The 10,407-nt window shown below is 59.2% G+C and carries 12 protein-coding genes; all 12 read right to left on the bottom strand.

Annotated features, from left to right (window positions below; all coding sequences use genetic code 11):
• Positions 1 to 1,867, bottom strand: a 1,867-nt coding sequence (locus GHO03_RS16105) for a heavy metal translocating P-type ATPase (protein ID WP_153400182.1), incomplete at its 3' end; no start/stop codon positions are given.
• 106 nt (positions 1,868 to 1,973) lie between these two features.
• Positions 1,974 to 2,516: a FixH family protein gene (locus tag GHO03_RS16100; protein WP_095002759.1), complete on the bottom strand. Its 543-nt coding sequence runs from the start codon at positions 2,514 to 2,516 to the stop codon at positions 1,974 to 1,976.
• Between the two features lie 11 nt (positions 2,517 to 2,527).
• Positions 2,528 to 3,943 carry a cytochrome c oxidase accessory protein CcoG gene (gene ccoG, locus GHO03_RS16095; protein ID WP_095002758.1) on the bottom strand — a complete coding sequence of 472 codons (1,416 nt, stop codon included), beginning with the start codon at positions 3,941 to 3,943 and terminating at the stop codon, positions 2,528 to 2,530.
• Positions 3,944 to 4,158: 215 nt separating this feature from the next.
• Positions 4,159 to 4,569 carry a type II toxin-antitoxin system VapC family toxin gene (locus GHO03_RS16090; protein ID WP_133144953.1) on the bottom strand — a complete coding sequence of 137 codons (411 nt, stop codon included), beginning with the start codon at positions 4,567 to 4,569 and terminating at the stop codon, positions 4,159 to 4,161.
• Positions 4,569 to 4,820 carry a type II toxin-antitoxin system Phd/YefM family antitoxin gene (locus GHO03_RS16085; RefSeq protein WP_095002756.1) on the bottom strand — a complete coding sequence of 84 codons (252 nt, stop codon included), beginning with the start codon at positions 4,818 to 4,820 and terminating at the stop codon, positions 4,569 to 4,571. Before GHO03_RS16085 ends, GHO03_RS16090 begins: the two co-directional genes overlap by 1 nt.
• A 143-nt stretch (positions 4,821 to 4,963) precedes the next feature.
• Complete coding sequence (ccoP, locus tag GHO03_RS16080; protein WP_095002755.1) at positions 4,964 to 5,941, bottom strand: cytochrome-c oxidase, cbb3-type subunit III; 978 nt, start codon at positions 5,939 to 5,941, stop codon at positions 4,964 to 4,966.
• Positions 5,938 to 6,129 (bottom strand): CcoQ/FixQ family Cbb3-type cytochrome c oxidase assembly chaperone, encoded by a 192-nt coding sequence (locus GHO03_RS16075; RefSeq protein WP_003447209.1) that lies wholly within the window; start codon positions 6,127 to 6,129, stop codon positions 5,938 to 5,940. Before GHO03_RS16075 ends, ccoP (GHO03_RS16080) begins: the two co-directional genes overlap by 4 nt.
• 5 nt (positions 6,130 to 6,134) lie before the next feature.
• On the bottom strand, positions 6,135 to 6,746 hold the full coding sequence (gene ccoO / locus GHO03_RS16070; protein ID WP_016780305.1) for a cytochrome-c oxidase, cbb3-type subunit II: 612 nt from the start codon (positions 6,744 to 6,746) through the stop codon (positions 6,135 to 6,137).
• Positions 6,746 to 8,188 (bottom strand): cytochrome-c oxidase, cbb3-type subunit I, encoded by a 1,443-nt coding sequence (ccoN, locus tag GHO03_RS16065; protein WP_095002754.1) that lies wholly within the window; start codon positions 8,186 to 8,188, stop codon positions 6,746 to 6,748. Before ccoN ends, ccoO (GHO03_RS16070) begins: the two co-directional genes overlap by 1 nt.
• A 468-nt stretch (positions 8,189 to 8,656) precedes the next feature.
• Complete coding sequence (gene ccoP, locus GHO03_RS16060) at positions 8,657 to 9,595, bottom strand: cytochrome-c oxidase, cbb3-type subunit III (protein WP_095018988.1); 939 nt, start codon at positions 9,593 to 9,595, stop codon at positions 8,657 to 8,659.
• A complete protein-coding gene (locus GHO03_RS16055) occupies positions 9,592 to 9,783 on the bottom strand; it encodes a cbb3-type cytochrome c oxidase subunit 3 (protein ID WP_095002822.1) in 192 nt (63 codons plus the stop codon). Before GHO03_RS16055 ends, ccoP (GHO03_RS16060) begins: the two co-directional genes overlap by 4 nt.
• A gap of 15 nt (positions 9,784 to 9,798) precedes the next feature.
• Entirely contained in the window at positions 9,799 to 10,407 is a 609-nt protein-coding gene (ccoO, locus tag GHO03_RS16050; protein ID WP_095002752.1) for a cytochrome-c oxidase, cbb3-type subunit II, read from the bottom strand.

Genomic DNA, 10,407 nt, shown 5'->3' with positions numbered 1-10,407 from the left:
GAACAAACCAGGCCAGCACGCCTTGGGTGTCGCCCAGCAGCAGCCATTGGCCGGGTTCGTCCGGCATGTCCGGGATCGGGCACTGGCTCAGCTCACAGGCAAATCCTGGCTGGCCTATGCGCAAGCGCTGCTCGCCGACCAGCCCTTCAAGGCCCAGTCCAGGCACGCTGCGTACTTCTTCAGCGGCTTGCGCAGCGCGGCCAAACGCACGGGCAATCGGGTGCTCGGAGCGGTTTTCCAGAGCGGCCGCAAGGGCCAGGCAGTGGTCGCTGTCCAGCTCGCGCAAAGGGCGAATGGCCCGCAGCGCCAGGCGTCCTTCAGTCAGGGTGCCGGTCTTGTCGAAAATCACTGTGTCGATCTGGTTCAGGCCTTCGATCACATGGCCACGGGTCAGTAGCAGGCCCAGCTTGTGCAGGGTGCCGGTAGCGGCGGTGAGTGCGGTCGGCGTCGCCAGCGACAAAGCGCAAGGGCAGGTGGCGACCAGCATCGCCAGGACAATCCAGAAGGCCCGTGATGCATCAAGTTGCCACCACCACAGGCCGATACCCGCAGCAGCGATCAATGAGAACAGCAGGAACCACTGCGCGGCCTTGTCGGCAATCTCCGCAAGGCGAGGTTTTTCGCTTTGAGCGCGATCAAGCAGGCGCACGATGGCGGACAGGCGCGTGTCCTGGCCCAGCGCCATGACTTCAACGGTCAGCGCGCCTTCCACATTCAGGGTACCGGCCGTGACGGCGTCGCCAATCTGCCGTGGTTGTGGCAGGTATTCGCCAGTCAGCAGGGATTCGTCGATGCTGGACTGACCATCCAGGATCTTGCCGTCAGCCGGCAGGATTGAGCCGGGGTGCACCAGCACCCGGTCGCCGACCTTGAGTTCAGTCAGCAGAATGCGTTCGCTTTGCCCGTCAGCGCTCAGGCGCAGGCATGAGGCTGGCAGCAGGTTGACCAATTGCGCAGTGGCGGCGGCGGTGCGCTCGCGGGCGCGGCGCTCCAGATAGCGGCCGGCCAGCAAAAACAGGGCAAACATGCCCACAGCATCGAAATACAGCTCGCCGACGCCGGTGATGGCCGTCCAGATCCCGGCGATATAAGCACCGCCGATGGCCAGGGAGACTGACACATCCATGGTCAGGTGGCGGGTGCGCAGGTCGCGCATGGCGCCTTTGAAAAAGGGGGCGCAACTGTAGAACACGATAGGTGTTGTCAGAAACAACGCTACCCAGCGCAGGATGGTGTGCATCTCGGGGCTGAGGTCGATATTGAACTCTGGCCAGGTGGCCATGGTAGCCATCATGGCCTGAAACCACAGCAGCCCGGCGACACCGAGCTGGCGCAAGGCCAGGCGGTTTTCGCTGGCCAATTGTTCGGTGGCACGGTCGGCCTGGTACGGGTGCGCGGCATAGCCGATATGGCGCAGTTCGCTGAGGACTTCACTCAATGGCAATTGGCTATCGTCCCAGCGTACCTGCAGGCGATGGTTGGACAAGTTGAGTCGCGCTTCACTGACGGCTGGCAGATGGCGCAGGTGCTTTTCGATCAGCCAGCCACAGGCGGCGCAGCTGATGCCTTCGATCAGCAGGGTGGTTTCGGCTTGCTCGCCCTCATGTCGGACAAAGGGTTTTTGCACATCGGGGCGGTCATACAGCGCCAACTCTTCAACCAGTTGCACGGGCAGGGCTTGAGGGTTGGCGGATGCTTCACTGCGGTGCTGGTAATAGCTTTCGAGACCGCCAGCGACGATAGCCTCGGCCACTGCCTGGCAGCCGGGGCAGCAGAACTCGCGAACTTCGCCCAGAACAACGGCGGTAAACCGGCTGCCGGGGGGGACGGGCAGGGCGCAGTGATAGCAGGGAACGGGAGTGGTCATGGTGCTCTATCGCGATATTGTGTCACCAGAAAATACGTCATCGCGGACAAGACCGCTCCCACAGGGTTCGCGCATCCCTGTGGGAGCGGGCTTGCCCGCGATGGGGTTATTTCGACTTGTGGTCTTCAGCGCCTTGAATGGGCTCGTCGCCCAGCAGCAGGTCCTTGTCGTGGCCGACCAGTTCTTCTTCGAACAGGCGCCAGGTCTTGCCATCTTCAACACCCAGCAGCTCAACAAAGCGGCGACCTTCAATCTTGTCATCCAGTTGGCCGATATAGCGACCCGGTTCCGTTGCGCTCTGGCTCAGGCTGACCTTGCGGTCTTTTTCCGGCTGGGTCGGTGAAATCAGGTTCAGTTCCAGCACTTGCGGCTTGCTGTTGCCCTCAAGCAGCAGCACGACTTCGCCGGTCATTTCATCCAGGCGCAACTTGGCTTTGAGTTGCAGGGTCTGGCCCAGCAGCTCACGGTCCAGTGCCCGATTGATGCCTTTGCCCGCCTCGTAGTAATTATCGTTGACCAGGTTGTCCGGGTTGTTCACGGCAATGGTGACCATCGACAGGGTCAGGGTTACCGAGCAGGCCAGGATGGCAATGATGATCCATGGCCAGATGTGCTTGTACCAGGGGCTGGAAGCATTTGCTGCGGGCATGTCGAGTTCTCTTATCTGATTTGTGGGCCGATGAATCGGCTCTTGGCTTTAACGTTGACGTCGTTGTTGTCGGCGTCCTTGAGGATAAAGAACACCTCGTTGGTACTCGACGGCAGCTTCTCGGGGGCAATTGACAGCTCGACCGGCAGGCTGACGATATCGCCGGCCGCGACCTTGATTTCGCGTTTGCCCTGCAGCTTGAGATCCGGCAGGCCGGTGGCCTCCAGCACGTAGGTGTGGTCGTGCTGGTCCTTGTTCATGATCTTCAGGCTGTAGACGTTTTCGATCCGCCCTTCGGCGTTCTCGCGATACAGCACGCGGTCTTTGCTCACGTCGAAGCCTACCAGCGTGCGGGTAAAGAACGCAGCGGCCAGCAGACCCATCATGGTCAGCAATACCAGGGCATAGCCGATCAGGCGCGGACGCAGCTTATGGGTTTTCTGGCCGGAGAGGTTGTGCTCGGTGGTGTAGCTGATCAAGCCGCGGGGGTAGTTCATCTTGTCCATGATGCTGTCGCAGGCATCGATACAGGCCGCGCAGCCGATGCACTCGATCTGCAGGCCATCGCGGATATCAATCCCGGTCGGGCATACCTGCACGCACATGGTGCAGTCGATGCAGTCGCCCAGGCCCATGGCCTTGTAGTCGGCGTCCTTTTTGCGCGGGCCACGGACTTCACCACGGCGCGGGTCGTAGGAAACGATCAGGGTGTCTTTATCAAACATCACGCTCTGGAAGCGCGCATACGGGCACATATAGATGCACACCTGCTCGCGCAGCCAGCCGGCGTTGCCATAGGTGGCGAGGGTGAAGAAGCCGACCCAGAAATACGCCCAGCCATCAGCCTGACCAGTGAAGAAGTCGATCACCAGTTCGCGGATGGGTGAGAAGTAGCCGACAAAGGTCATGCCGGTGACAAAGCCGATCAATAGCCAGAGTGTGTGCTTGCTGAACTTGCGCACAAACTTGTTGGCGCTCATCGGTGCCTTGTCGAGCTTGATGCGCTGGTTGCGGTCGCCTTCAGTGACCTTCTCGCACCACATGAACACCCACGTCCAAACGCTTTGCGGGCAGGTGTAGCCGCACCACACGCGCCCGGCGTAAACCGTAATAAAGAACAGGCCAAAGGCCGCGACGATCAGCAGCCCCGAGAGCAGGATGAAATCCTGTGGCCAGAAGGTGGCGCCAAAAATAAAGAATTTGCGTTCGGGCAGGTTCCACCACACCGCCTGGTGACCGCCCCAGTTGAGCCATACCGTACCGAAATACAGCAGGAACAACAGCGCTCCGCCGCCAATGCGCAGATTGCGGAAAAGCCCGGTAAAGGCGCGGGTGTAGATTTTCTCCCTGGCCGCGTACAGGTCAGTGCTTTCAGCGGGTTTTTTGGCAGGTGGAGTGACGTTGTGTACAGGAATCTGATTGCTCATTAGTGCGTCCCACGGCAGTGGAAAATGCCTCGGTCAGTACGTGCCGACCGCGGTCAGAAGGTGTTGCGATAGCGTAATGATACCCCTGTGACTCTAGCTCAAGGGTGCGACCTTTGGTCGCGTTCCGGAAAATGGCAAGTTGGTATAGGAGTTGTAACAACTCATGACATGGATCAATTGACTTACACCTGCAGGTGAGTTGCGTTCTGGCTGAGTCAAAGCTCCCAAGGGTTGAGCAAAGGGGCGCCGCTAAAGGCAAAGTCCCGGGTATTGCGGGTAACCACGGTCATGTCATGCACCAGTGCGGTGGCCGCGATCAGGGCGTCGCATTCATTGCTGCGGTCAGGCACATGCAGGCGGGCGCAGCGTCTGGCAACGGCGCCATCGACTGACAGCACGCGCCCGGCAAAAGCAGACATAACATGTACTTCAAGCCAGTTGCGCAAGGGGGCGGCCTGACCCGGGTCGCGGCGCTCCAGGCGCAAGATGCCAGTTTCGATTTCCAGCAGGGTAATGGCCGAGATATACAGTTTGTAAGCCGGGACGCTGCGGGCCCAGGCCACCACTGCAGGGTCGGCCTGGGTTTTGCGCAGTTCAGAAACTACGTTGGTATCGAGCAGGAACATTAGAAATCCACTGGGCGCGGCGTGATGACTGCGCGTTCGGGTTCGAATTCAACCGGCGTTGTTTCGGGCATCACCAGCAGGTCGACAATGCTGGTGTCCAGGCCGGTTAGCCGTTGGTACTCCTCCATGCATAGCAGTACATGGGCGGGGCGGCCACGGTCAGTGATGTAAACAGGCCCTTGTTGCGATGCTTTTTTGGCACCGCTTGTGTCCTGGTTGAATTCGCGGCTTGAAATGGTGGTGATGGTCATGGGCTGATCCTCCCCAAAAATACAATGTAGAAACGTTACTACCTTGTGGGTGTGTACGGCAATAGCTGCTGCAGCCCTGAAACAAAATGGCCCCGCCAACTGTCGTTGGCGGGGCCATTTTTTGCAGCGTTCAAACTAGCGCGTTACTCGTCTGTCTTGGCTTCATCACCATGGGACAGGCTGTACACGTAGGCGGCCAGCAAGTGAACCTTGTCGTTCCCCTGCAGGTCAGCCTGGGCAGGCATCTGGCCCTGACGGCCGTAGCGGATGGTCTGCTGCAGTTGAGCAAAGCTCGAACCGTAGATAAACGCCCCCGGGTGAGTCAGGTTGGGTGCGCCCATCAGCGGGTTGCCCTTGCCCTCCGGCCCGTGGCAAACCGCACAGTTGGTCGCGTAGATTTCCTTGCCTTTGGCAGGGTCGGCTTTCGCACCTTCCGGCAGCTTGCGCCCGTCGAGACTGGTCAGCACGTAGGCGGCAACGTCGCTTACGCCTTGCTCACCGATCACTTCGGACCAGCCCGGCATGACCGCGTGACGGCCGGCCATGATGGTGGTCTTGATGTCGGCAGGCGTCCCGCCCCAGCGCCAGTCGGCGTCGGTCAGGTTGGGGAAGCCGTAGGCGCCTTTGGCGTCGGAGCCGTGGCACACCGAACAGTTGGAGGCGAACAGGCGGCCACCCATTTTCAGTGCTTGCGGGTCCTTGGCCACTTCTTCGATGGGCATGGCTGCGAATTTGGCGAAGATCGGCCCAAACTTGGCGTCCGATTTGGCCATTTCCTTTTCCCACTCGTGTACACCGGTCCAGCCGGTCTGACCATTGGCAAACGGCGTCTGCTCTTTGGTGTCCAGGTACTGGTAGCCCGGCAGCAGGCCTTTCCAGTTACCCAGGCCCGGGTACAGCACAAGGTAGCCGAGGGCGAAAATGACGGTGCCCACAAACAGCATGAACCACCATTTCGGCATTGGGTTGTCGTACTCTTCGATGCCGTCGAACGCGTGGCCGACTTTCTCGTCGGTCTGCTCGCTGCGCTGGCCCTTGCGGGTGGCCAGCAACAACCAGGTCAGGGCGAAGATGGTACCCAGAGTGAGGACTGTAACGTACAGACTCCAGAACGTAGTCATTCTTTGTTACTCCTAGAAGCTTGCTCTTGCTCGACGTGCTTGATGGCTTCGGGATCATCCTTGAACGGCAACAGGGTCGCGTCGTCAAATTCTGACTTGCGTCGCGGGCTGAATACCCACAATGCCAAACCGATAAAAGCCACCATCACGACGACAGTGCCCAGGCCACGAATCATCCCGATATCCATTCAGATCACCGTTTGCTTTTGATGATGGTGCCCAAGCCCTGGAGGTAAGCCACCAGTGCGTCCATTTCGGTTTTGCCCTTCACTGCATCCTTGGCCCCGGCGATGTCTTCGTCGGTGTAAGGGACGCCAAGCGTGCGCAAGACTTCCATTTTTTTCGCGGTGTCCTTGCCGTCCAGCTTGCGCTCAACGAGGAACGGGTAAGCCGGCATGATCGATTCGGGCACGACGTTGCGCGGGTTATACAAGTGCGCGCGCTGCCAGTCATCGGAGTAACGCCCGCCCACTCGGGCCAGGTCCGGGCCGGTGCGTTTGGAGCCCCACAGGAACGGGTGGTCCCACACGCTTTCACCGGCAACCGAATAGTGGCCATAGCGTTCGGTTTCGGCACGGAACGGACGGATCATCTGCGAGTGGCAGCCGACACAGCCGTTGGCGATATAAATGTCACGGCCTTCCAGTTCCAGCGCGCTACGCGGCTTCATGCCCTCGACCGGGGTGTTGGTCACGTCCTGGAAGAACAGCGGAACGATTTGGGTAAGGCCGCCGATGCTCACGGCGATAACCATGAAGAAGGCCATCAGGCCGATGTTCTTCTCGATTGTTTCGTGCTTGATCATCAGTGCGCTCCAACTACAGCGATCTTGGTCGCCGCTTCAGCTTCTACCGGGTTCGAGGCACGCACGGTGCGGAACACGTTGTAGGCCATGAACAGCATACCGCTGGCGAAAATGGCACCGCCAAGGGCGCGAACAATAAAGCCCGGGTGGCTGGCTTGCAGTGCTTCGACAAACGAGTAGGTCAGGGTGCCGTCGTCGTTGATCGCACGCCACATCAGGCCCTGGGTGATGCCGTTGACCCACATCGAGGCGATGTAGAGCACGGTACCGATAGTCGCCAGCCAGAAGTGAACGTTGATCAGGCCGGTGCTGTACATCTGCTTCTGGCCATAGACTTTGGGGATCATGTGGTACATGGCACCGATCGAAATCATCGCCACCCAGCCCAGAGCGCCGGCGTGTACGTGGCCGATGGTCCAGTCGGTGTAGTGCGACAGCGCGTTGACGGTCTTGATCGCCATCATCGGGCCTTCGAAGGTCGACATGCCGTAGAAGGCCAGGGATACCACGAGGAAGCGCAGGATCGGGTCGGTGCGCAGCTTATGCCAGGCGCCCGAGAGGGTCATCATGCCGTTGATCATGCCGCCCCAGCTGGGTGCCAGCAGGATGATCGACATCGCCATGCCCAGAGACTGGGCCCAGTCCGGCAGTGCGGTGTAGTGCAAGTGGTGCGGACCGGCCCAGATATACAGGGTGATCAGCGCCCAGAAGTGCACGATGGACAGGCGATAGGAGTAGATCGGACGTTCGGCCTGCTTGGGCACGAAGTAGTACATCATCCCCAAAAAGCCGGTAGTCAGGAAGAAACCTACCGCGTTATGGCCGTACCACCACTGAATCATGGCGTCAGTCGCACCGGCATAAGCCGAGTAGGACTTGAAGAAGCTCACCGGCAGGGACGCGTGGTTGACGATATGCAGCATTGCCGTCACGACAATGAATGCACCGTAGAACCAGTTACCGACATAGATATGCTTGGTTTTACGCTTGGTGATGGTGCCGAAGAACACAATGCCGTAGGTCACCCAGACAATGGCCAGCAAAATAGCCAAAGGCCATTCCAGCTCGGCGTATTCTTTGGTGGTGGTGTAACCCAGTGGCAGGGTGATGATCGCGCCGACGATAACCGCTTGCCAACCCCAGAAGGTAAACGAGGCCAGCGAATCGGAGATCAGTCGTGTCTGGCAGGTTCGCTGCACGACGTAGTAGGAGGTGCCAAACAATGCACAGCCACCAAAGGCAAAGATCACAAGGTTGGTATGCAGGGGACGCAGACGGCCGAAGGTCGTCCACTCGAGGCCAAGGTTCAATTCAGGCCACACAAGCTGTGACGCGATGAAAACCCCGAGCCCCATGCCAAGGATCCCCCAGACCACCGTCATGATGGCGAACTGGCGGACTACCTTATAGTTATAAGCAGTCGGGCTGATTGCTGTGCTCATTCTAAGGTTCCACGGTTTAGGTATTTTATTAGGATAAAAATCGGTCGCAAGTATGTATAAAGCGTAGGGCTATTGCAACGAACCATGACCCCGGTCAATGCTTTCCAAGGCTTGTTCTGCGGCCTTTCCATGCGCGGAGTAAGGTCAAAGTGACCTCACCAAAAACGCCGCATGCAGGGCAAAAGTGGAGGGGTCGAGGCGGGCGGGTTGAGGTGGGGGCAAGGCGCGGCAAACATCGTAATGCACGATAGCCGGTGCAAACCCACCATTGTGGCCCGTAACGCTGCCCTTCAACTTACCGGTTAGTTTCACTTGACGTGGCGCTGCACAGATCCGGCTCACACAAGCGTTGAGCTTAGTCCTGAATGGCGGGAGAGCAATGGCGGGGCTGAAAGAGGTGCGACACTTGGTCGCGCTTTGAGGCGGGAACTGCCGCACCAAAATGATGCGGCAGGAAATGTCCGGTAATTATTCGGCTGTTTTTTCCTCTTGATTACCGTGTGACAAGCTGAACACGTAGGCCGCCAGCAGCTGTACCTTGTCGTTGCCCAACAAATCGTTTTGCGCAGGCATGTGGCCCTGACGGCCGTGGCGAATGGTTTGTTGCAATTGCGCCAGGCTGGTGCCGTAGATAAAACCGGCTGGTTGGGTCAGGTCTGGCGCGCCCATCAGCGGCATGCCTTTACCGTTTGCCCCGTGGCAGGCCACGCAAGTGGTTTCGTAGGCTTGCTTGCCAGCCGTCAGATCGACAGTGGCGCCTTCAGGGAGGGGCAGGCCCGCCAGGTCGTGGCGTACATAGGCGGCGACGTTTTTGACTCCGTTTTCACCCAGTACTTCACCCCAGGCCGGCATTGCCGCGATGCGACCGCCCATGATGGTGGCCTTGATCGTGTCGGCGTCGCCGCCCCAGCGCCAGGTGTTGTCGGCCAGGTTAGGGAAGCCGAAAGCGCCCTTGGCATCCGAGCCGTGGCACACCGAGCAGTTGGAAGCAAACAGGCGCCCGCCCATTTTCAGTGCTGCCGGATCCTGAGCGACTTGTTCAACGGGCATGGAGGCATATTTGGCGTAGATGGGCCCAAATTTGGCGTCCGCCTTGTCCATTTCCTTTTCCCACTCATGTACACCGGTCCAGCCATTCTCATAGCCGGGCAGCAGGCCTTTCCAGTTGCCCAGGCCCGGGTACAGGATCAGGTAGCCCACGGCAAATACCAGCGTGCCGACGAACAACATGAACCACCATTGTGGCAGCGGGTTGTCGTACTCCTCGATGCCGTCAAAGCTGTGGCCCATGGTTTCGACCGTATCGCTTTTGGTCTCGCCCTTGCGCGTGCTGACCAGCAGCCAGGTCAGGCCGATCAGCGTGCCGATAGTCAGCACGCATATGTACAGACTCCAGAAGGTGGTCATGCTTTTTTACTCCTAGACGCTTGTTCTTTCTCGACGTGTTGAATCGCCTCTGGATCGTCCTTGAATGGCAGTAAGGTCGCGTCTTCAAACTCCGATTTGCGTCGCGGGCTGAACACCCACAGCGCCAGGCCTATAAACGCCACGGCCACCACCACGGTGCCCAGGCCGCGAATCATTCCACTACTCATCTCCAAGACCATGGCTCACCTCTTGCTCTTGATGGCAGTGCCCAGCACTTGCAGGTAGGCGACCAGAGCGTCCATCTCGGTCTTGCCCTGCACGGACTGCTTGGCGTTGGCGATGTCTTCGTCGGTGTAAGGCACGCCCAGGGTGCGCATTACTTCGAGTTTTTTCTCGGTATGGCTGCTGTCTACCGGCGAGGCCACCAGCCATGGGTAAGCTGGCATTTTTGATTCGGGCACGACGTTGCGCGGGTTGTACAAGTGCGCGCGGTGCCAGTCATCCGAATAGCGGCCACCGACGCGGGCCAGGTCCGGCCCGGTGCGCTTGGAACCCCACAGGAAGGGGTGATCCCACACGCTCTCACCGGCTACCGAGTAGTGACCATAACGCTCGGTCTCGGCACGGAACGGACGGATCATCTGCGAGTGGCACTGCACGCAGCCTTCACGGATGTAGATGTCGCGACCTTCCAGTTGCAGTGCGGTGTAAGGCTTCATGCCCTCCACCGGGGTGTTGGTCACGTCTTCAAAGAACAGCGGGACGATTTGCGTCAGGCCGCCCACGCTTACGCACAGGATCATCAGCAACAGCATCAGGCCGATATTTTTTTCAACGACTTCGTGTTTCAT

Source organism: Pseudomonas sp. FSL R10-1339, from assembly GCF_009600545.1.
Classification (GTDB): domain Bacteria; phylum Pseudomonadota; class Gammaproteobacteria; order Pseudomonadales; family Pseudomonadaceae; genus Aquipseudomonas; species Aquipseudomonas bubulae.
Note: the sequence above shows the minus strand (reverse complement) of the source record. Positions and strands in the feature narration are given on the sequence as shown.

Coding starts and splice junctions, on each gene's coding strand:
- GHO03_RS16100 (WP_095002759.1), bottom strand. CDS start 2,516: ATGCCCGCAGCAAATGCTTCCAGCCCCTGGTACAAGCACATCTGGCCA.
- ccoG (WP_095002758.1), bottom strand. CDS start 3,943: ATGAGCAATCAGATTCCTGTACACAACGTCACTCCACCTGCCAAAAAA.
- GHO03_RS16090 (WP_133144953.1), bottom strand. CDS start 4,569: ATGTTCCTGCTCGATACCAACGTAGTTTCTGAACTGCGCAAAACCCAG.
- GHO03_RS16085 (WP_095002756.1), bottom strand. CDS start 4,820: ATGACCATCACCACCATTTCAAGCCGCGAATTCAACCAGGACACAAGC.
- ccoP (WP_095002755.1), bottom strand. CDS start 5,941: ATGACTACGTTCTGGAGTCTGTACGTTACAGTCCTCACTCTGGGTACC.
- GHO03_RS16075 (WP_003447209.1), bottom strand. CDS start 6,129: ATGGATATCGGGATGATTCGTGGCCTGGGCACTGTCGTCGTGATGGTG.
- ccoO (WP_016780305.1), bottom strand. CDS start 6,746: ATGATCAAGCACGAAACAATCGAGAAGAACATCGGCCTGATGGCCTTC.
- ccoN (WP_095002754.1), bottom strand. CDS start 8,188: ATGAGCACAGCAATCAGCCCGACTGCTTATAACTATAAGGTAGTCCGC.
- ccoP (WP_095018988.1), bottom strand. CDS start 9,595: ATGACCACCTTCTGGAGTCTGTACATATGCGTGCTGACTATCGGCACG.
- GHO03_RS16055 (WP_095002822.1), bottom strand. CDS start 9,783: ATGAGTAGTGGAATGATTCGCGGCCTGGGCACCGTGGTGGTGGCCGTG.
- ccoO (WP_095002752.1), bottom strand. CDS start 10,407: ATGAAACACGAAGTCGTTGAAAAAAATATCGGCCTGATGCTGTTGCTG.